Here is a 24,411-nt window from a genome sequence, read left to right as displayed (position 1 = left end):
CTCGGGACTGCCGCCATCGAGCGCCAAGGCCGCGCTGGAACTCGCCAGCAGCATGATCGGCGACCAGCAGGCCACGGCAGCCGCGCTGAAGACTCAGAACAGCGAACCCTGCGGATCGTCCTTGCCGCTGGGCCCCGCCGCCGGCGGGCGAAAACGCGAAGTATCCAGTTCAAACCGGTTGTAGCGGAAGCCGAGCCGTTCGGCGGCCTTGTAGAAGCGCTGGCGCAGCAAGTCCGCCCACACGCCGGTGCCGCGCATGCGCGTGGCAAAGTTCGCATCGTAGGCTTTGCCTTCGCGCATGTCCCGCACGCGGTTCATGACCCGTTCGGCCCGGTCGGGGAAGTGCGCCTGCAGCCATTCCTCGAACAGCGGCCGCACCTCCCACGGCAACCGCAGCACGATGTAGTTCGCATACACGGCGCCCGCCTCGCGCGCCGCTTCCAGCACGCGCTCCAGGTCGGGTTCGGTGATGAAGGGGATCACCGGGGCGATGCTGACCCCGACCGGGATGCCGGCATCGGTCAGCGTGCGGATGGTGCGCAGCCGCCGCGACGGCGTCGCCGCGCGCGGCTCGAGCGTGCGTGCAATGCCGGGATCGAGCGTGGTGATGGTGAGCGCCGCCACCGCCAGCCGCTTGGCCGCCATCGGCGCGAGCAGGTCGATATCGCGCTCGATCAGTGAAGACTTGGTGATCAGCGCCACCGGGTGGTCGCATTCGTGCAGCACTTCCAGCAGGCTGCGCGTGATACGCTGTTCACGCTCGATCGGCTGGTATGCGTCGGTGTTGACGCCCAGCGCGATGGTCTCGCAGCGGTACGACGGCCGCGCCAGCGTTTCGCGCAGGCGCTCGGCGGCATTGGTCTTGGCATAGAGCTGGGTTTCGAAGTCCAGCCCCGGCGACAGGTCCAGGTAGGCGTGCGTCGGCCGGGCGAAGCAATAGATGCAGCCGTGCTCGCAGCCGCGGTAGGGATTGAGCGAAACGTCGAACGGGACATCCGGGGAGGCATTGCGCGTCAGCACGGAGCGGGCACGCTCGAAATGGACTTCAGTGCGCAATGGCGGCAGCGGCACGTCGTCGTTGCCCGCGATGGCTTCTGGCGCCGCGGCGGTGTCTTCCGGCACCGGGCCCCAGCCATCGTCGAACGCCTCGCGCTGGTCGCGCTCGAAACGCCCCTGCAGGTTGCTGACGGCCCCGCGGCCCTTGCGCGCCGCGAGCGGGCGCGCAGGGGCCTGCGGCGCCTGCGCGTCGGGATCGGCCTCGCGCCGCGTCGCGCTGGCGCGGGGCCTGGAGGGGGATTTGGGTTTTGGCGGGGGGCGCTCCATGCTGGCCTTCGTTAGGCGGCCTGGCTCTTCTCCTCTACCGAGATGGCCAGTGTCTCCTTGATCTCTTCCATCACCACATAGCTCTTCGACTGCGCCGCGCCCGGCAGCTGCAGCAGGATGTCGCCCAGCAGCCGGCGGTATTCGCCGATCTCGCGGATGCGCGCCTTGATCAGGTAGTCGAAATCGCCCGAAACCAGGTGGCATTCGAGCACTTCCGGAATGCGCAGCACCTCGCGGCGGAACTGCTCGAACATATTGCCCGACTTGTTGCCCAGCGAAATCTCGACGAATACCAGCAGCGCGCTGCCCAGCAGTGCCGGGTTGAGCCGCGCGTAGTAGCCCATGATGACACCATCGCGCTCCAGGCGCTTGACGCGCTCGATGCACGGCGTGATGGTCAGCCCGACCGCCTCGGCCAGGTCTTTCATCGACATCCGGCCGTCGCTTTGCAGCGCGGTCAGGATCTTGCGGTCGAGCCGGTCGAGCGTGCGCTGGGGCTGGCGACTCGTTCTCATGAGTTTTTCCTGTTTTTCTGAGAAATTCGGTAACTATGACTGGAATGCATTCAATAGTATAGAGACAAATCCTCTATACCGTAGTCATCGCAGTTGGAGCCCCCGAAATGCGCGTTCTCGTACTTGGCAGTGGCGTGATTGGCGTCACCAGTGCGTGGTACCTGGCCAAGGCCGGTCATGAAGTGACCGTGGTCGACCGCGAGGCCGGTCCCGCGCTCGGCACCAGCTTTGCCAATGCGGGCCAGATTTCGCCCGGCTACGCGTCGCCGTGGGCCGCGCCCGGCGTGCCGCTCAAGGCGATCAAGTGGATGTTCCAGGAGCACGCGCCGCTCAGCATCCGTCCCGACGGCACGCTGTTCCAGCTGCAATGGATGTGGCAGATGCTGCTGAACTGCAGCGCCGGGCGCTATGCCGTCAACAAGGAGCGCATGGTGCGGCTGGCCGAGTACAGCCGCGACTGCATCCGCGCGCTGCGCGCGCAAACCGGCATCGCCTACGAAGGCCGCCAGCAAGGCACGCTGCAGGTGTTCCGCACCGACGAGCAGCTGCAAGGCGCGGCCAAGGACATCGCGGTGCTGGAACAGGCCGGGGTTCCCTACCAGTTGCTTTCGCGCGAAGAACTCGCCGCGAGCGAACCGGCGCTGGCCGCCGTCCGCCACAAGCTGGCCGGCGGCCTGCGCCTTCCCAATGACGAAACCGGCGACTGCGCGCTGTTCACGCAGCGCCTGGCCAACATGGCCGGCACGCTCGGCGTCCGCTTCCTGTACAACCGCTCGATCGACGGCCTGATGAGCCAGGGCGATGCCGTCACCGGCGCCGTGGTCGACGGCGAGCCGATCGCGGCCGACCTGGTGGTGGTGGCGCTGGGCAGCTGGTCGACGCAGCTGGTCAAACCCTTCCTGCGCGGCATGTCCAACCTGCCGGTGTATCCGCTCAAGGGCTTCTCGATCACCGTGCCGCTCAGCGATGCCTCGCGCGGTCCGGTATCGACAGTGCTGGACGAGACCTACAAGGTGGCGCTGACCCGCTTCGACGACCGCATCCGCGTCGGCGGCATGGCGCAGATCGTTGGCTATGACCGCAGCCTGGACCCGGCCAAGCGCCGCACGCTGGAGCATGTGGTGACCGACCTGTTCCCGGGCGCCGGCGATGTCAGCCAGGCCACCTTCTGGACCGGCCTGCGCCCGATGACCCCGGACGGCACGCCCATCGTCGGCCCGACCCAGGTGCGCGGCCTGTGGCTGAACACCGGCCACGGCACGCTCGGCTGGACCATGGCGTGCGGCTCGGGCCAGCTGCTGTCGGACCTGGTCTCGGGCAAGTCGCCGGCGATCCGAGCCGACGACCTGTCGGTCAGCCGCTACCTGAAGCCGGCGCGCCATCACCTGGCGCCGCGTCCGGCAGCCGCCTGATACAAGGCGGGTTTCCGCCAAAGCAAAAGGGCGACCTGGCAGGTCGCCCTTTTGCTATCCGCGCACCGCGTGCAACGCTCAGAACTGCTCGGCGCTCAACGCATTGACCGGCGCCCCGCCGTTGACCACGGCATCGCGCAAGGCCGATGCCTGCGACAGGATGTGCTCGGCAAAGAAATGCGCGGTCGCGATCTTGGCTTCATGGAAGGCCGGATCGTCGGCCCGTTTCGCGTCAGCGGCGAGCATGGCGCGGCCGAACTGCCAGCCGGAGAATACGATGCCGCACAGTTTCAGGTAAGGCACGCTGCCGGCGAAGACCGCGTTCGGGTCCGACTTGGCAGTGGCGACGACGAATTCGACCACGGCTTCCAGCGCAGCACGGCCCTTCGCCAGCTGCGCCTGCACCGCGCTGAAGGCAGCGCCGCCGTGCCGGCCCAGCGCGGCCTCGGTCTCGGCGATCTGCGCGCAGATCGCGCGGGCCACGGCGCCGCCGTCGCGCACGGTCTTGCGGCCGACCAGGTCGTTGGCCTGGATGGCCGTGGTGCCCTCGTAGATCGGCAGGATGCGCGCGTCGCGGTAGTGCTGCGCCGCGCCGGTTTCCTCGATAAAGCCCATGCCGCCGTGCACCTGCACGCCGAGGCTGGTGACATCGATCGACAGCTCGGTGCTCCAGCCCTTCACCACCGGCACCATGAACTCGTAGAACGCCTGGCTCTGCCGGCGCACGGCTTCGTCGGGATGCTGGTGCGCCGTGTCGCTGGCGGCCGCGGCGACGTACGCCACCGCGCGCGCGCCTTCGGTCAGCGCGCGCATGGTCATCAGCATGCGCTTGACGTCGGGATGGTGGATGATGGTCACCGCCTCGCGCGCCGAGCCATCCACGGGGCGGCTTTGCACGCGCTCGCGCGCGTAGGCCACCGCCTGCTGGTAGGCGCGCTCGGACACCGCGATGCCCTGCATGCCGACCGAGAAGCGCGCCGAGTTCATCATGATGAACATGTACTCGAGGCCGCGGTTTTCTTCGCCGACCAGCGTGCCGATCGCGCCGCCATGGTCGCCGAACTGCAGCACCGCCGTGGGGCTCGCCTTGATGCCCAGCTTGTGTTCGATCGAGACGCAATGCACGTCGTTGCGCGCCCCGGTGCTGCCATCGTCATTGACCAGGAACTTGGGCACGATGAACAGCGAGATGCCCTTCACGCCCTCGGGCGCGTTGGGGGTGCGGGCCAGCACGAGATGGACGATGTTCTGCGCCATGTCGTGCTCGCCGTAGGTGATGAAGATCTTGGTGCCGAACACCTTGTAGGTGCCGTCGCCCTGCGGCTCGGCACGGGTGCGCACCGCGGCCAGGTCCGAGCCCGCCTGCGGCTCGGTCAGGTTCATGGTGCCGGTCCACTCGCCCGAGATCAGCTTGGGCAGGAAGGTTGCCTTCTGGGCGTCGGTACCGGCCGTCAGCAGCGCCTCGATGGCGCCGTCGGTCAGCAGCGGGCACAGCGCGAACGACAGGTTCGCGGTGTTCAGCATCTCGTTGCACGCCGTGGCGATCAGCTTGGGCAGTCCCTGGCCGCCGAACTCCTGCGGATGCAGCACGCCCTGCCAGCCGCCTTCGCCGAACTGGCGGAAGGCTTCCCTGAAGCCGGGCGTGGTGGTGACCACGCCGTCCTTCCAGCTGCTCGGATCCAGGTCGCCGGCGCGGTTCAGCGGCGCCACCACCTGCTGGTTGAACTTGGCGGCCTCGTCGAGCACGGCCTCGGCCGTCTCGGGGGTGGCTTCTTCGAAGCCGGGCAGCTGGCTGACGGCCTCAAGGCCGGCCAGCTCGTTCATGATGAACAGCATGTCCTTGATCGGCGCACGGTAGGTCATCGATGTCTCCCAACATGTATGAAAAAGCCGTTCGCGGGTCGCCCCCGGAACGGCTCGTTACTTGCTGCCTGCTGTTATCCGTGCCGGCCGCGGTGCGGCCGGCAGGGCCGGCGCGGCATCAGCCCAGTGCTGCCACCAGCTCCGGCACCACGGTGTTCAGGTCGCCCACCAGGCCGTAGTCGGCCACGGAGAAGATCGGGGCCTCGGCATCCTTGTTGATCGCGACGATCACCTTGGAGTCCTTCATGCCGGCCAGGTGCTGGATCGCGCCCGAGATACCGACGGCGATATACAGCTGCGGCGCGACGATCTTGCCGGTCTGGCCAACCTGGTAGTCGTTCGGCACGAAGCCGGCGTCGACCGCGGCGCGCGAGGCGCCCAGCGCGGCGTTGAGCTTGTCGGCCAGCGGCGTCAGCACCTTGGTGTAGTTCTCGCCCGAGCCCACGCCACGGCCACCCGAGACGATGATCTTGGCGGCGGTCAGTTCCGGACGGTCGCTCTTGGCCACTTCGCGCGAAACGAATTGCGAAACGCCCGCGTCGGCCACGGCCGGCAGGGTCTCGACGGCGGCCGAGCCACCTTCGGCAGCAGCGGCGTCGAAGGCCGTGCCGCGCACGGTGATGACCTTGATCTTGTCTTCCGACTTGACCGTGGCAATGGCGTTGCCGGCGTAGATCGGGCGCTCGAAGGTGTCCGGGGCGTCGACCTTGGAGATTTCCGAAATCTGGGCCACGTCCAGCTTGGCGGCCACGCGCGGCAGGATGTTCTTGCCGTACGGGGTGGCCGGGGCCAGGATGTGCGAGTAGTCGTTGGCGATGGCCAGCGCCTGCTCGGCCACGTTTTCGGCCAGGCCGTCGCCGAAGTAGGCGGCGTCGGCCAGCAGGACCTTGGTCACGCCGGCGATCTTGGCTGCGGCATCGGCCGCGGCCTTGGCGTTGGAACCGGCCACCAGCACGTGCACGTCGCCGCCACACTGGGCTGCGGCGGTCACGGTGTTGAGCGTGGCGCCCTTGATCGATTGATTGTCGTGTTCAGCAATGACGAGTGCAGTCATGTTCTATCTCCCCCGCGCTCAGATAACCTTGGCTTCGTTCTTCAGCTTCTGCACCAGCGTCGCGACGTCCGGCACCATCACACCCGCGCTGCGCTTGGGCGGCTCGACCACTTTCAGGGTCGACAGGCGCGGCTTGACGTCGACGCCGAGGTCTTCCGGCTTGACGGTGTCGAGCGGCTTCTTCTTCGCCTTCATGATGTTCGGCAGCGTGACGTAGCGCGGCTCGTTCAGGCGCAGGTCGGTGGTCACCACCGCCGGCAGGCTCAGCGACAGCGTTTCCAGGCCGCCGTCGACTTCCCGGGTGACCGAAGCCTTGCCATCGGCCACCACCACCTTCGAGGCGAACGTCGCTTGCGGCAGGCCGGCCAGCGCGGCCACCATCTGGCCGGTCTGGTTGGAGTCGTCGTCGATGGCCTGCTTGCCCAGGATCACCAGTTGCGGCTGTTCCTTGTCGATCAGCGCCTTCAGCAGCTTGGCCACGGCCAGCGGTTGCAGGTCTTCGTTGGATTCCACCAGGATGCCGCGGTCGGCGCCGATGGCCATCGCGGTGCGCAGGGTTTCCTGGCACTGCGTGACACCGCACGACACGGCGACCACTTCGGTGACAACGCCGGCTTCCTTCAGGCGCACGGCCTCTTCCACGGCGATTTCGTCGAAGGGGTTCATGCTCATCTTCACGTTGGCCAGATCCACGCCCGAGCCGTCCGCCTTGACGCGGACCTTGACGTTGTAATCCACCACCCGCTTGACTGCGACGAGTACTTTCATGCGCTCACTCCACTGATAGCTGATAGTCAGAAATTTTGTTCGCTCGTCATTATAACCACCGGGCTGGCGGCTCTCCTATTTTTCGAACGATCGTACTATTTTATCGGCAAAATGATGCCGGGCATAGGCCCGGCACCTTTTTTACCGGTCAGGCGATTGTGCCGCAAAGCCACGCCGGCAGGCCTCGTCCGATTGGATGAAACCCTCGAGTGACGCCGGCTTACCAGGCCGTGATGACCGATTCCTTGAAGGTCGAGGTGACGTATTGCTTGATTTCCGGCGAATGGTAGGCCTTCACCAGCTTGGCCACCCAGGGCTTGCTCTTGTCGGCCTCGCGGATCGCGATCAGGTTGGCGTACGGCCCCTTCGGGCCTTCCATGGCGATCGCGTCCTTGGTCGGCGACAGGCCTGCCGATTCCGCGTAGTTGCCGTTGATCGCGGCGGCATCCAGGTCATCCAGCGAGCGCGGCAGCTGCGCGGCGTCGAGCTCGACGATGCGGATCTTCTTCGGGTTCTCGGCGATGTCCAGCGGCGTCGCCTTCAGGCCCGCGTTGGGCTTGAGCTTGATCACGCCCTTGCTCTGCAGCAGCAACAGGCCGCGGCCACCGTTGGTGGGGTCGTTGGGCACGCCCACGCGCGCGCCCTGCTTGAGCTGGTCGAGCGACTTGATCTTCTTCGAGTACACGCCCATCGGGAACGTCACCGTGTAGGCGATGTGCGTGAACTTGTAGCCGCGGTCCTTGATCTGGGCTTCCAGGTACGGCAGGTGCTGGTAGCTGTTGGCATCCAGGTCGCCGGCTGCGAGCGCGGCGTTGGGCTGGATGTAGTCGCTGAACTCGAGCACCTGGATGTTCAGGCCGTCCTTGGCGGCGACCTTCTTCACCTGTTCCATGATCTGCGCGTGCGGGCCGCCGGTCACGCCGATCTTGATCGGCTTGTCCTGGGCGATCGCGCCGGTGGCCAGCGAAGCGCCGAGCGCGGCGCCGAGGATCCATTGCAGCAGGTTGCGACGTTGCATGATGTGCGTTCCTATCTCGATAAAGTCTTGGGTTCAGCGGTGGCTGATGCGGCGGACCAGCCAGTCGCCGAAGCTCTGCACCGCCTGCACGAACACGATGAGAATGACCACCACCGCCACCATCACCTCGGTGATGTAGCGCTGGTAGCCATAGCGGATGCCGAGGTCGCCCAGGCCGCCGCCGCCGATCGCGCCAGCCATGGCGGAATAACCGACCAGGCTGACGAAGGTGATGGTCAGGCCGGCGACGATGCCGGGCATGGCCTCGGGCAGCAGCACCTTCCACACGATCTGGCGCGTGGTGGCGCCCATCGACTGCGCCGCCTCGACCAGGCCCTTGTCGACCTCGCGCAGCGCGCTTTCGACCAGGCGCGCGATAAACGGGATCGCCGCGATGGTCAGCGGCACGATCGCCGCGGTGGTGCCGATCGACGACCCGACGATAAAGCGCGTGAACGGGATCACCACCACCAGCAGGATGATGAACGGGATCGAGCGCACCGCGTTGACCACCACGCCGATCGTGCGGTTGAACAGCGGGTGCGACAGCACGCCGCCGCGGTTGGTCAGGTGCAGCAGCACGCCCAGCGGCACGCCCAGCAGCGCGCCGACCACGCCCGAGATCGCCACCATCAGCAGGGTCTCGTTGAACGAGGTCAGGAACAGGTCAAACATTTCAGACCACATGCTCGAACTCCTCCACCACCACGCCTTGCGCCTGCAGGTATTCCATTGCCGCCTTCACATCGGCCAGTTCGCCGGTGGCCATGATTGCCAGCGAGCCGAAGGCCTGCCCCTGGATCTCGTCGATATGGCCGTGCAGGATGTTGAAGTCCAGCCCGTAGCGGCGGATCGCCTGCGCCAGCACGGGCTGGTCGACGCCCTCGCCGGTGAAGGCGAGGCGGTAGACGTGGTCGCGCCCGTTGCCGAGCCGGCTTTCGACGCGCTTGAGCACGCTCGCCGGCAGCTCCTGCGAGATGACGTCGCCGATCATGGCGCGCGTGACCTCGTGCTGCGGGCGCAGGAAGACGTCGATCACGCGACCGGTTTCCACCACCTCGCCGGCCTCGAGCACGGCAACGCGGTCGCACACCTGCTTGATGACCTCCATCTGGTGCGTGATCATCACGATGGTCAGGCCGAGCTCGCGGTTGATCTGCTTGAGCAGGTCCAGGATGGAACGGGTGGTTTCCGGATCCAGCGCCGAAGTGGCCTCGTCGGACAGCAGCACCTTGGGCTTGCTCGCCAGCGCGCGCGCAATGCCCACGCGCTGCTTCTGCCCGCCGCTGATCTGCGCCGGGTAGCGGTCCTTCAGCGCCGACAGCCCGACCAGCTCCAGCAGCGGCAGCACCGTGGCGGCGATTTCCGCCTTGGGCTTGCCCGCCAGCTCCAGCGGCAGCGCCACGTTGTCATAGACGGTGCGCGACGACAGCAGGTTGAAATGCTGGAAGATCATGCCGATTTCGCGCCGGGCCAGGCGCAGCGCGCCATTGTCCAGTGCAGTCAGATCCTGGCCAGCGACGACCACGCGGCCGCTGCTGGGCCGGTTCAGCAGGTTGATGGCGCGCACCAGCGTGCTCTTGCCGGCGCCGCTGCGGCCGATGATGCCAAAGACTTCGCCCGCCGCAATCGACAGGCTGACGTCCCGCAATGCATGCACGTCGCCAGACGCGCCCGGGAAGCGCTGCGACAGTCCTTGCAGTTCGATCATGGAAAAAGTGACCAAAAGAAAACGGCAACAGGCGAGGGATCTCCAGCGCTGTTGCCGCTCGTTATTTTTCTGAAGCGCGTATTTTATGCGATTCGCTTCATACCATAAACGACTTTTTACCGATGTCTTTATACGTTCCCGGCATATAAAGACCGCGCAAGTCGGTCAGGAGTCACGCCAGGACGGCGGCCGCTTGTCGATAAAGGCCTGCACCCCCTCCAGCGCCGCATCGTCCATCATGTTGCACGCCATGGTCTGCCCGGCCAGCTGGTAGGCCGCCTCGATGCCCATCTCGAGCTGGCGGTAGAACAGCCCCTTGCCGGCGGCGACGGCGGCGGCCGGCTTGGCGCAGATGCTGGCAGCCAGCCGCGCCACCTCGTCGTCCAGAACCTCGGCCGGCACCACCCGGTTGACCAGCCCGCGCTCGCGGGCACTGGCGGCATCGATCATGTCGCCGGTCAGCAGCATCTCCATGGCCTGCTTGCGATGCAGGTTGCGCGACAGCGCCACGCCCGGGGTCGAACAGAACAGCCCCAGGTTGACGCCCGACACGGCAAAGCGTGCATCGTCCGCGGCCACCGCCAGGTCGCACATCGCCACCAGCTGGCAGCCGGCCGCGGTGGCAATGCCCTGGACCCGGGCGATGACCGGCTGCGGCATCCGCTGGATCGCCATCATCATGCGCGTGCAGCGGTCGAACAGGCGCCGGTAGTAGTCGTGCGACGGCGCCGCGCGCATCTCGCGCAGGTCGTGGCCGGCGCAGAAGGCCTTGCCGGCGCCCGCCAGCACCACCACGCGCACGCTGTGGTCGGCGGCGAGCCGGTGCAGCGCATCGGTGAGCGCATCGAGCAGCCCTTCGGACAAGGCGTTGAACGCCTGCGGCCGGTTCATGGTCAGGCGCGCCACGCCGGCGGCGTCGCGCGATTCGGTCAGCAGCGGCGCGTCGACACGCGCATCGTTCTCGGCCATGGCGGTCTCCTAATGCTCCAGCAGCACCTTCAGGTGGGCCAGCACGCTGCGGCCCAGCGCGCTGAGGTTGTAGCCGCCCTCCAGGCAGCTGACGATGCGGCCCTGCGCATGGGTGCGCGCCACCTCGACCAGCTGGCCGGTGATCCAGGCGTAGTCCTGCTCCACCAGGCCCATCTGGCCCAGGTCGTCCTCGCGGTGCGCGTCGAAGCCGGCCGAAATGAACAGCATCTGCGGACGGAATTCATTGAGGCGCGGCAGCCAGATGGTCTCGACCACCTCGCGCACCGCCAAGCCGTTGCTGTAGGCCGGCAGCGGGATGTTGACCATGTTCGGCGCCAGATGCTCGGTGCCGCTGTAGGGATAGAACGGGTGCTGGAAGATGCTGCACATCATCACGCGCTCGTCGCCGCGGAACGCCGCCTCGGTGCCGTTGCCGTGATGGACGTCGAAGTCGATGATCGCCACGCGCTCCAGCCCGTGCGCCTGCAGCGCATGGCGCGCGGCAATGGCCACGTTGTTGTAGAAGCAGAAGCCCATGGCGCGGCCGGGCTCGGCATGGTGTCCGGGCGGGCGCACGCAGCAGAACGCGTTCTCGAACTCGCCGGCGATCACCGCATCGGTGGCCGCCACCGCCGCGCCCGCGGCCAGCGTGGCGGCGGCGAGCGTGTGGGCGTTCATCGAGGTGTCCGGATCGATCGCGTGGTAGCCGCTCGACGGGCTGGCGCTTTCGAGCGCATCGACGTGCTCGGGCCGGTGCACGCGCTCGAGCTGCTCGCGCGTGGCGGGCGGCGCCTCGCGGCGCTCCAGCAGCCCGTCCAGGCCGTGCGAAATCAGGTGATCCTCGATCGCCTGCAGGCGCTCCGGACACTCCGGGTGGAAGTGTCCCATCTCGTGCCGCTGGAACTCGGGGTGCGTGTAATAGCCTGTCGGCATCTCTTATCGTCGCAATGGGTTGCAGTGCGTCGCCATGTTGTCTCCAAACGTTACGTTAGCACACGCCAGACCAGGCCACCCAGCAGCGCCGGCGCGCCCGCCCATGCCCGCCCCCACGCGGCCGCCGCGGTGGCATCCGCTATACTCGGTGCGACTTGCAAAGGACACCATGACCGACACCCAGCGCTCACTGCGACGCCCCCTGCTGGGCGCCGCGCTTTCCGCTGCCGCACTCGGACTCTGCGGCCTCTCCCCCAGCCTGCTCGCCGCCGGCAAGCGCCGCGTCAGCGTGCGCGAGGAAGAAATCGAACCCGGCCGCTACCGCGACAACCCGCAAGCACGTGCCTTTATCGACGAGATGGTGGCCCGCCACGGCTTTGACCGCGGCATGCTGCAGGACTGGTTCGGGCAGGCGGTCTACTCGGCCACCGTGGTACGGCTGATCATGCCGCCCGCCACCACCGGCCGCAAAAGCTGGCGCACCTACCGCTCGCGCTTTATCGAGCCGATCCGCATCAATGCCGGCGTGCGCTTCTGGCAGGACAACCGCGACACGCTGCGCCGCGCCGAGGCCGAGTTCGGCGTGCCGGCCTCGGTCATCGTCGGCATCATCGGCGTCGAAACCATCTACGGCCGCGACATGGGCTCGTTCCGCGTGCTCGATTCGCTGTCGACGCTGGCGTTCGACTACCCGGCTACGCCCAACCGCGACGCCCGCACCACGCTGTTTCGCAACCAGCTGGCCGACTACCTGCTGTGGTGCCGCGACACCCGCACCGATGTCTACTCGGTGCTGGGCTCGTATGCCGGCGCCATCGGCATTCCGCAGTTCATGCCGACCAGCCTGCGCGAATACGCCCTCGACTACGACAACAACGGCCACATCGACCTGCGCAACAGCCCCACCGATGCCATCGGCAGCGTGGCGCGCTTCCTGCAGCTGCATGGCTGGGAGCCGGGCCGTCCGGTGGTGTGGCGCATCGCCCCCGACGCCGGCAGCCTGGGCATCGCCACCGCGGCGGCCGATGGCGAGCCGTGGCCGACCCGCACCCTCAACCAGCTGACCCGCGCCGGGCTGCGCGTGGACGAGCCCATCAACCTGGCACGCGAAGGCGAAACCGGCGTGCTGGTGGTGGACCTGCCCACGCCCGACCAGCCCACCGAGTACCTGCTGGGCCTGCGCAACTTCTATGTGCTGACGCGGTACAACCGCAGCTTCTTCTATGCGCTGGCGGTGTACCAGCTGGGCGAGGCGGTCAAGGCGGCGATGGGCTGAGGCGGCACCGCCAAAGTCAAAAAAGGCCTCGCATCAGCGAGGCCTTTCTTGTTTGCGGCGGCGCTGCGGATCAGGCCGGGAACACGCCGGTCGACAGGTAGCGGTCGCCGCGGTCGCACACCACGAAGACGATGGTGGCGTTCTCGACTTCCTCGGCGACGCGCAATGCCACGCACAGCGCACCGGCGGCGGAAATGCCGCAGAAGATGCCCTCTTCCGATGCCATGCGGCGCGCCATGTGCTCGGCATCGCCCTGGCTCACCGGCTCGGTGCGGTCGATGTACTTGGGATCGTAGATCTTGGGCAGATACGCTTCAGGCCACTTGCGGATGCCCGGGATGCGCGAGCCTTCGGCCGGCTGCGCGCCGACGATCTGGATCTCGGGATTCTGCTCCTTGAGGAAGCGCGCGACGCCGGTGATGGTGCCGGTGGTGCCCATCGCCGAAACGAAGTGGGTGATGCGGCCGTCGGTATCGCGCCAGATCTCGGGGCCGGTGCCCTCGTAGTGCGCCTGCGGGTTGTCCGGGTTGGCGAACTGGTCGAGGATCACGCCCTTGCCGTCGCGCTCCATCGAATCGGCCAGGTCGCGCGCATACTCCATGCCGCCCTTGACCGGAGTCAGGATGATCTCGGCGCCGTAGGCCGCCATGCTCTGGCGGCGCTCGAGGCTGAGGTCCTCGGGCATGATCAGCACCATCTTGTAGCCGCGGATGGCGGCCGCCATGGCCAGCGCGATGCCGGTATTGCCCGAGGTCGCCTCGATCAGGGTATCGCCCGGCTTGATGCGCCCGCGTGCCTCGGCCCGGGCGATCATCGACACCGCCGGGCGGTCCTTGACCGAACCGGCCGGATTGTTGCCTTCGAGCTTGCCGAGGATCACATTGCCGCGCGCGTCGTTGGCGGCGCCGGGGATGCGCTGCAGTCTGACCAGCGGCGTATTGCCGATGGTGTCTTCAATTGTCTTGTAGGCCATGGGGCGAAGGAAGGTCGCAATCGGGGGAATCCGGAGGATTCCGGGGGATTCCAATTCGCCGGCCATTGTAATCCAGACCCCTATCCCCTCGCCGGCAGGCGGGATTTGCACCGCCCGCCGGCGCCGCCGTGGCTCAGCCTTCCTCGCGGTTGCCTTCGCCCAGCAGGTGATACAGCAGGATGCAGCCGAAGGTGGCGGTGCCGATGCCGCCCAGCGTCATGCCGCCCAGCTTCAGCGTCAGGTCGCCGGCCGCCACCGTCAGCGTGGCGCCCACCGTGATCAGGTTGCGCGAGCTGGAGAAATCCACATGGTTCTGCACCCAGATGCGGCCCGCGGTGGCGGCGATCAGGCCGAACACGACGATGGTCAGGCCGCCGATCACCGGCCCCGGGATGGTCAGGATCAGGGCGCCGAACTTGGGCGAGAAGCCCAGCAGGATGGCCACGGCGGCCGCCACCACGAAGATCAGCGTCGAATAGATCTTGGTGACCGCCATCACCCCCATGTTCTCGGCATAGGTGGTCACGCCGGTGCCGCCGCCGCTGGCCGACAGCATGGTGGCAATGCCGTCGCCGATAAAGGCGCGGCCGATGTACGGATCCAGGTTGCGGCCGGTCATTACGCCGATGGCCTTGATATGGCCGAGGTTCTCGGCCACCAGCACGATCGCCACCGGCGCGATCAGCAGCATGGCGCCCAGCTCGAACGTCGGCGCGGTGAACGCCGGCAGGCCGAACCAGCTGGCGGCGGCCACGCCGGAGAAATCGATCGGCTTGCCCAGCCCCATCACATTGGTGCCCAGGTAGTAGGCAACGTAGCCGGCCAGGCCGCCGATCAGCACCGGCAGGCGGCCGATCATGCCGGGCGCGCGCACCGCGACCAGCCCCACCGCGACCACGGTCAGCAACCCCACCCAGGTATCGAGCGCCGCGCCGCTGACCGCCTTGACCGCCACGGGGGCCAGGTTCAGCCCGATCGCCGCGACGATGGCGCCGGTCACCACCGGCGGCATCAGCTTTTCCACCCAGGCGTAGCCCGCCGCCTGCACCACCAGGCCGATCACGGTGTACAGCGCGCCGGCGGCAATGATGCCGCCCAGCGCCACCGGGATATTGAGGTTGGGGCCGCTGCCGGCATAGCCGGTGGCGGCGATCACCACCGCAATGAAGGCAAAGCTGGAGCCCAGGTAGCTGGGCACCCGGCCGCGCACGCACAGAAAGAAGATCAGCGTGCCGATGCCGGAAAACAGGATGGCGATATTCGGGTTAAAGCCCATCAGGATCGGCGCGATGGCGGTCGAGCCGAACATCGCCACCACGTGCTGGATCCCGGCCAGCAGTGTCTGCCCCGCGGGCAGCCGCTCATCGGGGCCGATCACGCCCTGGGTCTTGAGCCGCCATTGCGGCAGGAATCCCGCGTCCTCGCCATTCGCCATATTGTCTTGCTCCCTGTGGTCCGGGCTGGCCTCCGGATCGGCGGCCGCCGCGCTTGTGCCTGGTTGTTGGGTTGTGGAATGCCACTCGGCAGCCGCGCGGCAGGTCCTGCCTGCGCGGCGTCCGCATGATACTCCGCCGCCACGGGGGCTGCGAAGCCGGCAAGCTTTAGCACAACGCGTACCAGCAACAGCGCACCCGGCCGCAGCACGACCGGGCACAGGGCAGCGCTGACAGGCTAGCGGGCCGGCTTTGCCGGTGCAGGCGTCGCCTTGGCTCCCTTGGCGGGCGCCGGCGTGGCCTGCGGCGCAGCGGATGGCGCGGCTGTGGGCGCGCCCTTGCCGGCGATGGTCAGGCCGGCATCCTGCAGCCTGGCCACGGACTTCGGCCCGATGCCGCTGACGCGCTCGGCCAGGTCGGCGGCGTCCTTGTACGGCCCGCGCTTGTTGCGCTCTTCGACGATGTGGCGGGCCGTGGCCGGTCCCACGCCCTTGACCGCGGTCAGCGCCGCCTCGTCGGCGGTGTTGACGTCGACCGCGGCACGGGCGGTGCCGCCGGCAAGCAGGCACAAGGTTGCCGCGAGGGAGATCAGGGAAAAACGCCGGGCAAGTTGCCGGATCCAGTGCATGGCCATGAAGGCTCTCCTTTCCTGTGGATGGTCTGAGGTACCACCCCCGCCGGGGCGGCGAGGTCAGGTCAGGATAGGGGCGCACCGCGAGGGCGGCGCATGCGGCAACAAAAGTTGACACCGGCCGCACGAAAGCGTGTCAGCCGGCGCGAGGCAGGGACGATGCGGGGTTCAGCCGTTGCGCTCGAGCAGCCAGCGGCAGTAGCGCGCCACGCCTTCCTCGACGGTCAGGAAGCGCTCGCCGTAGCCGGCGCCGCGCAGCTTGGACACATCCGACTGCGTGAAGCACTGGTACTTGCCGCGCAGTGCGTCCGGAAACTTGACGTACTCGATCAGCCCTTCCTGCACCAGGTCGTCCAGCGACAGCGGCGGCTTGCCTTCGGCTTCGCGCAGCGTGTTGACCACGGTGGCGGCGATGTCGTTGAACGGCTGCGCGCGACCGGTGCCCAGGTTGAAGATGCCGGACTTCTCCGGATGGTCGAAGAAGAACAGGTTGACCTTGACCACGTCCTCGACCGAGATGAAGTCGCGGCTCTGCATGCCAGGGCCATAGCCACCGTATTCGCCGAACAGCTTCACCGTGCCGTCGGCGCGGAACTGGTTGAAGTTGTGGAACGCCACCGAGGCCATGCGGCCCTTGTGCGTTTCGCGCGGCCCGTACACGTTGAAGTAGCGGAAGCCGACGATCTGCGACAGCGCCGACGGCAGCCGGCGCCGCACGATCTGGTCGAACAGGAACTTGGAGTAGCCGTACACGTTGAGCGGACGCTCGAACTCGCGGTCTTCGCGGAACACCTGCGAGGCGCCGTAGGTCGCCGCCGACGATGCGTAGAGGAACTGTGTGCCCTGCTCCAGGCAGCTCTCCATCAGCGACAGCGTGTAGCGGTAGTTGTTCTCCATCATGTAGCGGCCGTCGGTCTCCATGGTGTCGGAGCAGGCGCCTTCATGGAACACCGCGCGGACCTTGCCGAACTCGCCGCGGGCAAAGCGCGCGAGGAAGTCCTGCTTGTCCAGGTAATCGGAGATCTCGCAGTCGACCAGGTTGTGGAACTTGTCGGCGCGGGTCAGGTTGTCGACGGCGATGACATGGGTCTCGCCGCGTTCGTTCAGGCCCTTGACGAGATTGCTGCCGATAAAACCCGCGGCACCGGTGACGATGATGGTCATGGTCGGATCAGGATGGGGCGCCGCGCCTCAGGCTGCGGTGCCGAACAATTCGGGATAAGTGACGACGGCGGTGCCCAGCTTGCCGACCACGATGCCGCCGGCGCGATTGGCATGCTGCACGGCTTCCTTGAGCGGCACGCCGGCACCCATCATGGTGGCGAGCGTGGCGATCACGGTGTCGCCCGCACCGGATACATCATAGACCTCGCGCGCCTGGGCCGAGACGTGCAGCACTTCGGCTTCGGTATAGAGCGTCATGCCCTCTTCCGAGCGCGTCAGCAGCAGCGCCTCGAGCTGCAGCGCGCGGCGCAGGTTCTGCGCGCGGATGGTCAGGTCGGCCTCGGTCTTCCAGGCGCCAACCACGGCGCGCATCTCGGCACGGTTGGGGGTGATCAGCGTGGCGCCGCGGTAGCGCGAGTAGTCGTCACCCTTGGGGTCGACCAGCACCTTGCGGCCGGCGGCGCGGCCGGCATCGATCATGCGCGTGACATGGGTCAGCCCGCCCTTGCCGTAGTCGGACAGCACCAGCACCTGGTAATCGTTGACCAGGCCCTGGAAGCGGTCCTGTACCGCGAGCAGCACTTCGTGCGCCGGCGCGTTCTCGAAATCCACACGCAGCAGCTGCTGCTGGTGTGCCACCACACGCAGCTTGATGGTGGTGTTGATCTTGGCATCGCGGTGCAGGTAGGGCTGCACGTGGCTCTCGGCCAGCAGGGCCTCGAGCGTGCGCGCCGGCTCGTCGTCGCCGACCACGCCCAGCATGCCCACGCGCGCGCCCAGCGCCGCGGCGTTGCGGGCCACGTTGGCGGCGCCGCCCAGGCGCTCGTCGCTGCGCTTGACCTGCACCACCGGCACCGGCGCTTCGGGCGAAATGCGCTCGACGTCGCCGAACCAATAGCGGTCCAGCATCATGTCGCCGACCACCAGGATATGGGACTGCCGGATCTGCTCCTGCGGAATGACGGTCTTGTTCATGAAGATCCTTGGCAATATCGCGGCGGCAGCGGCCACCGCGTTAGCTTATCGGTTGATGAGTCCGTTGACCCGCCTGCGCCTCATTCGTTCGCCGGCGCTGCCTTGCGGGCCGGGCGGCCGATGGCGTGGTATTCCACGCCGGTCTCGCGCATCGCCTCGGGCTCATACAGATTGCGTCCATCGAAAATCACCGGCGACTTCAGCCGCCGCTTGATCTGCGCGAAATCGGGGCTGCGGAACACCTTCCATTCGGTCACGATCGCCAGCGCGTCGGCGCCGTCGAGCGCGTCCATCTGGTGCTGGTGGAAGCTCACGCGCGCCGCGCCGCCCGGCACGTCGGCCAGGTCGGCCTCGAGCGCCCGACGGGCCTCGGCCATCGACACGGGGTCATGCACGCGCAGCGACGCGCCGCGCGATACCAGCTCGCGCGCCAGCACCCGCGACGGCGCCTCGCGCATGTCGTCGGTATTGGGCTTGAAGGCCAGGCCCCAGACCGCGAACACGCGGCCGCTCAGGTCGTCGCCGAAACGGCGCACGATCTTCTGGCCAAGCACGCGCTTCTGCGCGCCGTTGACGGCTTCCACCGCCTCCAGCACGCGCATCGGCTTGCCGTGGTCGGCGGCGGTGCGCATCAGCGCCTGCACGTCCTTGGGAAAGCACGATCCGCCATAGCCGGCGCCGGCATAGAGGAAACTGTAGCCGATGCGCGGGTCCGAGCCGATGCCCATGCGCACCAGCTCGATATCGGCGCCGACTTCGTCGGCCAGGTTGGCCAGCTCGTTCATGAACGAGATGCGCGTGGCCAGCATCGAATTGGCGGCGTACTTGGTGAACTCGGCCGAGCGCACGTCCATGTAGAAGGTGCGCTCGTGATGGCGGTTGAACGGCGCGTACAGCTGCCGCATGGTGGCCTGCGCGTGGCGGCCGGCGGCGTCGGCATTGCAGCCCAGCACGATGCGGTCGGGGCGCATGAAGTCTTCGACCGCGGCGCCCTCCTTCAGGAATTCGGGGTTCGACACCACCGAGAACTGCAGGTCTTCCAGCCCGCGCGCGGCCAGTTCCTCGCGGATCGCGGCGGTGACGCGGTCGCCGGTGCCCACCGGCACGGTCGACTTGTCGACCACCACCTTGAAGCCGGTCATGTGGCGGCCGATATTGCGGGCGGCCGCCAGCACGTACTTGAGGTCGGCCGAGCCGTCCTCGTCCGGCGGCGTGCCCACCGCGATGAACTGCACGTCGGCATGCTCGACGCTGGCTGCCACGTCGGTGGAAAAGGTCAGGCGGCCGGCCTCGCGGTTGCGCTGGATCAGCTCCTGCAGGCCTGGCTCGTAGATCGGCACGCCGCCAGCGTTGAGCAGCGCAATCTTCTGCTCGTCCAGGTCCAGGCAGAACACATCGTTGCCCTGCTCCGCCAGGCAGGCGCCGGTGACGAGACCGACGTAGCCACTGCCGATAATGGTGACTTTCATAGCTTCAATTCATCCGTTGCACGGCCACCGGAATCAGCCGAGCGTTTCGGAACGCCGCGGGGCATAGGTCTCCCAGCGGTTGCAACCAGGGCACTGCCAATAGAACAGCCGCGCACGAAAACCGCATTCGCGACAGGTATAGCGCGCCAGGTTGCGAGTGCGCAGTTGCAGCAGGTCGCGGATGGCGGTGGTTTCCTTGGCCTCGTCGTCCTCGGCGCCTTCGTCCTGGCCAGCCGCGGCCTCGACCTCAGCGGTTTGCGCGGCGGGCGCGGCGACGGCCACTGCCGCCTGCGCCTCGAAATACTTGGTCAGCGCCAGCAGCGTGGGCTGGCGGCGCAACTGTTCGCGCATCAGGCGCGCCGCGGCTTCGGGGCCGTTCACTTCCAGCTCGGCCTTGTACGCGGTATCAAGCACCTCGGGCGCGAGCTTGCCCTTGAGCAGGCCGCGCAGCCATTCCAGCGCCACGCCTTGCTCGTCAAGCGCGGCATAAGCCTTGACCACACGCTCGGCCACCAGCGGCAGGAAGGAGGCGTCCTGCCGCTCGATCCCGAGCCAGTGGCCCAGCGCCGCGCGCGCATCGCCCGCCGCCGCGGCGACGTCGCCCAGCAGGATCGGCGCGCGCACGTTGGCGGGATTCTCGGCCACGGCCTGGTTCAGCCATTTCACCGCCTCTTCGGGGCGCTTGCGCTGCAGCGCGTCCTGCGCCAGCTCGCAGCAGAACTGCGCGATCTGCAGGCTGTAGCTCTTCTGCTCCAGCGTCTGCAGCTCACGCGCGGCATCGATGGCCTTCTGCCACTCCTTCTCCACTTCATAGAGCTCGAGCAGCACGCGCTTGGCCGAGGCCGCGTAGGGCCCCGACATCAGCCGGCGCAGCGACTCCTCGGCACGGTCCAGCAGGCCCGCGCGCAGGTAGTCTTCGCCCAGTTCGAACAGCGCATGCTCGCGCTCGGGCTCGGGCAGGTCGGGGCGCGTGGCAAGGTTCTGGTGCACGCGGATGGCGCGCTCGGTTTCGCCGCGGCGCCGGAACAGCGCGCCCAGCGCAAAGTGCAGTTCGGTGGTTTCCGGGTCCAGCCGGGCGACTTCGACAAAGGCATCGATGGCCTTGTCGGGCTGCTCGTTGAGCAGGAAATTGAGTCCCTTGAAGTAGGAGCGCGGCAAGGCGCCCTGCTCGCTGATCATCTGGCGCACGTCGAAGCGCGCCGCCATCCAGCCAAGGCCAAAGACAAGTGGCAGCACCAACAGCCACCAGGTTTCGAACATCATGGATCAGACTTTCGGGCCGACTACGTTATAGGGAGACTTGGCTTCGCGCGCCACCGGGGCGGCGCTTGCGGGTGATGTCGATGGCGCCGCCGATGGCGCCGTCGCTGAGGCCCGGGCATCCGCGACCGCCCGGCGCAACCTGGCCAGTTCCATGCGCTGGCGCATCAGTCCGGGCGCCACCGATGCCAGCGCGGCCACCGCACCCAGTGCAAACGCGGCAAACAGGATCAGGATCAGCGGCGCATGCCAGACGGCGTTGAAGAACAGCTGCAGCGAGGCTTCTGCGGTATTGCGCAGGGCCAGCACGAACAGCAGCACGAATACGACGATGCGGACGATCCAGGCAAACAGTTTCATGCGGGTAGGCGGCGAGGCAGCGTGGCGTTGTGGCAGGCAAGCACAGAAGCAGCGGCTAAGCGGACGCCCTGTGCGAGGCCCGGCAAAGACCCCGGCATTGTAACGGAATCACTTCACGGATTCGGTAACGTGGCGGTAACGGCGTCCCGGCTCACGCCTCGCAAGCATCGCAGGCTGGTCTTGCAGGCGATGGGGCGTGCCGCCGCGATTCACACGGACAAAAAAAAGCGCCCCAAAGGGCGCTTTTTTTGACAATACAGTAACAGGCAGTGAGGCAAGGTCAGTCAGGAGCGAATGAAATCCAATCCGCTCTCATGCAAACCGGTCGGCGCGGCGGGTGCCGCGCCCTGGCCTGCCTTGCCCGGCAGGGCTTGAGCCGTGCCGCCGGAATGGCCGTTGCCATTGGCACCCGCAGGCGCCGGCTGGCTGCGGTCAACCCGTTCGCGCAATTCCTTGCCCGCCTTGAAGTGCGGCACCCGTTTTTCAGGCACCAGCACCCGCTCGCCGGACTTGGGATTGCGCCCCACGCGAGGCGGACGCTTGTTCAGACCAAAACTGCCGAATCCGCGGATCTCGATGCGGTGGCCGTCGGCCAACGCTTCGGACATCGCGTCGAGTATCGTTTTCACCGAGATGTCCGCATCCCGCAGCAGCAGCTGGGGGAAGCGGGCAGCCAGTTTTTCGACAAGCTCCGACTTGGTCATGGGCATACGCGCAAGCGCGGGGGCCTGCGATTACTGGTTGTCCTGGCCGAGCTTGGCCTTCAGCAGGGCGCCGAGGTTGGTCGTGCCAGCCGTGCCGGTATCGGCCTGGAACTTCTGCATCGCTTCCTGCTGCTCTGCGCTGTCCTTGGCCTTGATCGACAGGTTGATATTGCGCGACTTGCGGTCGACGTTCACCACCAGGGCGGTGATCTGCTCGCCTTCCTTCAGCACGTTGCGGGCGTCTTCCACGCGGTCAGCGGAGATTTCCGAAGCACGCAGGTAGCCTTCCACGTCGTCGGCCAGCTGGACCACGGCACCCTTGGCGTCAACGGCCTTGATGGTGCCCTGAACCAGCGAACCCTTGTCGTTGGCCGAGATGAAGTTGTTGAACGGATCGCCCGACAGCTGCTTGATGCCCAGCGAGATGCGTTCCTTGTCGACGTCGATGCCCAGCACCACGGCTTCCACTTCGTCGCCCTTCTTGTACTTGCGCACGGCCTCTTCGCCGGACTCTTGCCAGGACAGGTCGGACAGGTGCACCAGGCCGTCGATGCCACCCGGCAGGCCGATGAACACGCCGAAGTCGGTGATCGACTTGATCTGGCCGCTCAGCTTGTCGCCCTTCTTGTGGTTGCGCGAGAAATCGTCCCACGGGTTGGCCTTGCACTGCTTCATGCCCAGGCTGATACGACGCTTGTCTTCGTCGATATCCAGCACCATGACTTCGACTTCGTCGCCCAGCTGGACAACCTTGGACGGGGCCACGTTCTTGTTGGTCCAGTCCATTTCCGACACGTGCACCAGGCCTTCGATGCCGGCTTCGATCTCGACGAACGCGCCGTAGTCGGTCAGGTTGGTGACCTTGCCGAACAGGCGGGTGCCTTGCGGGTAGCGGCGCGAGATGCCGACCCACGGATCTTCGCCCAGCTGCTTCACGCCCAGCGAGACGCGGTTCTTTTCCTGGTCGAACTTGAGGATCTTGGCGGTGATTTCCTGGCCAACCGACAGCACTTCGCTCGGGTGGCGGACACGGCGCCAGGCCAGGTCGGTGATGTGCAGCAGGCCGTCGATGCCGCCCAGGTCAACGAACGCACCGTAGTCGGTGATGTTCTTGACGATACCGTTGACGATGGCGCCTTCCTTCAGGGTTTCCATCAGCTTCTGGCGCTCTTCGCCCAGCGTGGCTTCGACCACGGCGCGGCGCGACAGCACAACGTTGTTGCGCTTGCGGTCCAGCTTGATGACCTTGAATTCCAGGGTCTTGCCTTCGTACGGGGTGGTGTCCTTGATCGGACGCACGTCAACCAGCGAACCCGGCAGGAACGCGCGGATGCCGTTGACCATCACCGTCAGGCCGCCCTTGACCTTGCCGGTCACGGTACCCGAGATGATTTCGCCGTCTTCCAGGGCCTTCTCGAGGTTCAGCCACGAGGCCAGGCGCTTGGCCTTGTCGCGCGAGAGGATGGTGTCGCCATAGCCGTTCTCGAGTGCGTCGATGGCCACGGAGACGTAGTCGCCGGCCTGCACTTCGAGTTCGCCCTGGTCGTTCAGGAACTCCTCCACCGGCACAAATGCCTCGGACTTGAGGCCGGCGTTGACGACCACGAAGTTGTGGTCGATGCGCACGACTTCAGCGGAGATCACTTCGCCAGCCTTCATATTGGAGCGGGCGATCGATTCCTCGAACAGTGCGGCAAAGGATTCGTTAGTTTGCAGGTCGGACATAAACGTAAGGTGAAATCCGCAATACGCTGGCCGGCGCGACGATCGCGCTCAGTCTGCCAGGGCAGCGGGGTCAGGTTTGACAAAAGCCAGCCAAGGCACAGGCCCGGACTGACGCCATCGGGTACGGAAGAGGCGCGCCGCTTCTACGGATGCGCCCGCTGCATGTCATGCATCGGGCCGCACAGCGGCAAACCACTCCAGCACCTGCGCCACTGCCTGATCCACCGTCATGTCGGAGGTATCGAGCAGCTTTGCATCCTCGGCGGGACGCAGCGGCGCGGCAGCGCGGGTGCGATCCCGCGCGTCGCGTGCCTCGAGGTCACGCAAAAGGTCTTCGATATTAGCAGAAATTCCCTTATCAATCAATTGTTTATAGCGCCTGCGCGCGCGCGCCTCGACACTCGCGGTCAGGAACACCTTGAGCTGGGCGTCGGGGAAGATCACGGTGCCCATGTCGCGGCCGTCCGCCACCAGGCCGGGCAGCTTGCGGAAGCTGCGCTGCAGCTGGGTCAGCGCGTCGCGCACCGGCTGGTGCACGGCGATGGCCGAGGCGCGGTTGCCGATTGCCTCGGCGCGGATCGCCAGGCTCACTTCCTCGCCTTGCAGCCAGACGCGGTCGGGGCCGAACTTCACATCGAGGCGCGTGGCGATCCGCGCCAGGGTGTCCATGTCGGCCAGGTCAACACCGGCGCGGTCGCTGGCCAGCGCTACCAGCCGGTACAGCGCCCCGCTGTCGAGCAGGTGGAAACCCACTGCGTCGGCAACCTTGTGCGCAACCGTGCCCTTGCCGGAGGCGGTCGGTCCGTCAATGGTGATGACGTTGACGATAGTCATTACTTATGGCACCCAGTGAAACGATTGATTGTTAATTCTAT

General features: G+C 66.8%; 23 protein-coding genes. 2 read left to right on the top strand and 21 right to left on the bottom strand.

What is annotated here, in order from left to right:
• Positions 1 to 93 precede the first annotated feature (93 nt).
• Complete coding sequence (locus FHX60_RS17170; RefSeq protein ID WP_183284001.1) at positions 94 to 1,323, bottom strand: PA0069 family radical SAM protein; 1,230 nt, start codon at positions 1,321 to 1,323, stop codon at positions 94 to 96.
• Between the two features lie 11 nt (positions 1,324 to 1,334).
• Complete coding sequence (locus tag FHX60_RS17165) at positions 1,335 to 1,838, bottom strand: Lrp/AsnC ligand binding domain-containing protein (RefSeq protein WP_012352108.1); 504 nt, start codon at positions 1,836 to 1,838, stop codon at positions 1,335 to 1,337.
• A gap of 107 nt (positions 1,839 to 1,945) precedes the next feature.
• Between FHX60_RS17165 and FHX60_RS17160 the strand changes: the two genes are divergently transcribed.
• A complete protein-coding gene (locus FHX60_RS17160; protein ID WP_092308212.1) occupies positions 1,946 to 3,250 on the top strand; it encodes a D-amino acid dehydrogenase in 1,305 nt (434 codons plus the stop codon).
• 78 nt (positions 3,251 to 3,328) lie between these two features.
• Here the strand turns inward: FHX60_RS17160 and FHX60_RS17155 are convergent, their stop codons facing one another.
• The 8 genes from FHX60_RS17155 to FHX60_RS17120 all read right to left on the bottom strand — a co-directional run bounded on the left by FHX60_RS17155 (position 3,329) and on the right by FHX60_RS17120 (position 11,566).
• Positions 3,329 to 5,113: an acyl-CoA dehydrogenase gene (locus tag FHX60_RS17155; RefSeq protein ID WP_183284000.1), complete on the bottom strand. Its 1,785-nt coding sequence runs from the start codon at positions 5,111 to 5,113 to the stop codon at positions 3,329 to 3,331.
• A 118-nt stretch (positions 5,114 to 5,231) separates the two neighbouring features.
• A complete protein-coding gene (locus FHX60_RS17150) occupies positions 5,232 to 6,167 on the bottom strand; it encodes an electron transfer flavoprotein subunit alpha/FixB family protein (protein WP_018007045.1) in 936 nt (311 codons plus the stop codon).
• A gap of 18 nt (positions 6,168 to 6,185) precedes the next feature.
• Positions 6,186 to 6,935 carry an electron transfer flavoprotein subunit beta/FixA family protein gene (locus tag FHX60_RS17145; RefSeq protein ID WP_112773539.1) on the bottom strand — a complete coding sequence of 250 codons (750 nt, stop codon included), beginning with the start codon at positions 6,933 to 6,935 and terminating at the stop codon, positions 6,186 to 6,188.
• A gap of 220 nt (positions 6,936 to 7,155) precedes the next feature.
• Positions 7,156 to 7,953 carry a MetQ/NlpA family ABC transporter substrate-binding protein gene (locus FHX60_RS17140; RefSeq protein WP_183283999.1) on the bottom strand — a complete coding sequence of 266 codons (798 nt, stop codon included), beginning with the start codon at positions 7,951 to 7,953 and terminating at the stop codon, positions 7,156 to 7,158.
• Positions 7,954 to 7,986: 33 nt separating this feature from the next.
• Entirely contained in the window at positions 7,987 to 8,640 is a 654-nt protein-coding gene (locus FHX60_RS17135) for a methionine ABC transporter permease (RefSeq protein WP_092308203.1), read from the bottom strand.
• The gene (locus FHX60_RS17130) at positions 8,630 to 9,664 is read right to left on the bottom strand and encodes a methionine ABC transporter ATP-binding protein (RefSeq protein ID WP_183283998.1); all 1,035 of its coding nucleotides are present in this window, start codon (positions 9,662 to 9,664) and stop codon (positions 8,630 to 8,632) included. Before FHX60_RS17130 ends, FHX60_RS17135 begins: the two co-directional genes overlap by 11 nt.
• A 165-nt stretch (positions 9,665 to 9,829) precedes the next feature.
• On the bottom strand, positions 9,830 to 10,633 hold the full coding sequence (locus FHX60_RS17125; RefSeq protein WP_112773541.1) for an enoyl-CoA hydratase: 804 nt from the start codon (positions 10,631 to 10,633) through the stop codon (positions 9,830 to 9,832).
• Positions 10,634 to 10,642: 9 nt separating this feature from the next.
• Complete coding sequence (locus FHX60_RS17120; protein ID WP_183283997.1) at positions 10,643 to 11,566, bottom strand: histone deacetylase family protein; 924 nt, start codon at positions 11,564 to 11,566, stop codon at positions 10,643 to 10,645.
• Between the two features lie 169 nt (positions 11,567 to 11,735).
• On the opposite strand from FHX60_RS17120, the gene mltB reads away from it, so the two are divergent.
• Positions 11,736 to 12,842 (top strand): lytic murein transglycosylase B, encoded by a 1,107-nt coding sequence (gene mltB / locus FHX60_RS17115; protein WP_112773542.1) that lies wholly within the window; start codon positions 11,736 to 11,738, stop codon positions 12,840 to 12,842.
• Positions 12,843 to 12,912: 70 nt separating this feature from the next.
• On the opposite strand, the gene cysM is transcribed toward mltB, so the two are convergent.
• From cysM to cmk, 11 genes are all read right to left on the bottom strand, one after another.
• Complete coding sequence (gene cysM / locus FHX60_RS17110; RefSeq protein ID WP_112773543.1) at positions 12,913 to 13,815, bottom strand: cysteine synthase CysM; 903 nt, start codon at positions 13,813 to 13,815, stop codon at positions 12,913 to 12,915.
• Positions 13,816 to 13,948: 133 nt separating this feature from the next.
• A complete protein-coding gene (locus FHX60_RS17105) occupies positions 13,949 to 15,250 on the bottom strand; it encodes a solute carrier family 23 protein (protein WP_183283996.1) in 1,302 nt (433 codons plus the stop codon).
• 236 nt (positions 15,251 to 15,486) lie between these two features.
• Positions 15,487 to 15,882, bottom strand: a complete 396-nt coding sequence (locus FHX60_RS17100; RefSeq protein ID WP_112773545.1) for a ComEA family DNA-binding protein — start codon at positions 15,880 to 15,882, stop codon at positions 15,487 to 15,489.
• 165 nt (positions 15,883 to 16,047) lie between these two features.
• Entirely contained in the window at positions 16,048 to 17,043 is a 996-nt protein-coding gene (gene rfaD / locus FHX60_RS17095) for an ADP-glyceromanno-heptose 6-epimerase (protein WP_092308189.1), read from the bottom strand.
• Positions 17,044 to 17,070: 27 nt separating this feature from the next.
• Positions 17,071 to 18,018: a D-glycero-beta-D-manno-heptose-7-phosphate kinase gene (gene rfaE1, locus FHX60_RS17090; protein WP_112773546.1), complete on the bottom strand. Its 948-nt coding sequence runs from the start codon at positions 18,016 to 18,018 to the stop codon at positions 17,071 to 17,073.
• Positions 18,019 to 18,098: 80 nt separating this feature from the next.
• Positions 18,099 to 19,487, bottom strand: coding sequence for a UDP-glucose dehydrogenase family protein (locus tag FHX60_RS17085; protein WP_183283995.1), 1,389 nt, complete (start codon positions 19,485 to 19,487; stop codon positions 18,099 to 18,101).
• A 33-nt stretch (positions 19,488 to 19,520) separates the two neighbouring features.
• Positions 19,521 to 20,750 carry a lipopolysaccharide assembly protein LapB gene (lapB, locus tag FHX60_RS17080; RefSeq protein WP_112773547.1) on the bottom strand — a complete coding sequence of 410 codons (1,230 nt, stop codon included), beginning with the start codon at positions 20,748 to 20,750 and terminating at the stop codon, positions 19,521 to 19,523.
• 3 nt (positions 20,751 to 20,753) lie between these two features.
• Positions 20,754 to 21,107, bottom strand: coding sequence for a lipopolysaccharide assembly protein LapA domain-containing protein (locus tag FHX60_RS17075; protein WP_183283994.1), 354 nt, complete (start codon positions 21,105 to 21,107; stop codon positions 20,754 to 20,756).
• Between the two features lie 284 nt (positions 21,108 to 21,391).
• Entirely contained in the window at positions 21,392 to 21,811 is a 420-nt protein-coding gene (locus tag FHX60_RS17070; RefSeq protein ID WP_092308410.1) for an integration host factor subunit beta, read from the bottom strand.
• Between the two features lie 30 nt (positions 21,812 to 21,841).
• Positions 21,842 to 23,536 carry a 30S ribosomal protein S1 gene (gene rpsA / locus FHX60_RS17065; protein WP_012352088.1) on the bottom strand — a complete coding sequence of 565 codons (1,695 nt, stop codon included), beginning with the start codon at positions 23,534 to 23,536 and terminating at the stop codon, positions 21,842 to 21,844.
• A gap of 165 nt (positions 23,537 to 23,701) precedes the next feature.
• Positions 23,702 to 24,370, bottom strand: a complete 669-nt coding sequence (gene cmk / locus FHX60_RS17060; protein WP_092308178.1) for a (d)CMP kinase — start codon at positions 24,368 to 24,370, stop codon at positions 23,702 to 23,704.
• Positions 24,371 to 24,411 lie beyond the last annotated feature (41 nt).

The sequence above is a fragment of the Cupriavidus alkaliphilus genome (assembly GCF_014191175.1).
In the GTDB taxonomy this organism is placed as follows: domain Bacteria; phylum Pseudomonadota; class Gammaproteobacteria; order Burkholderiales; family Burkholderiaceae; genus Cupriavidus; species Cupriavidus alkaliphilus.
Note: the sequence above shows the minus strand (reverse complement) of the source record. Positions and strands in the feature narration are given on the sequence as shown.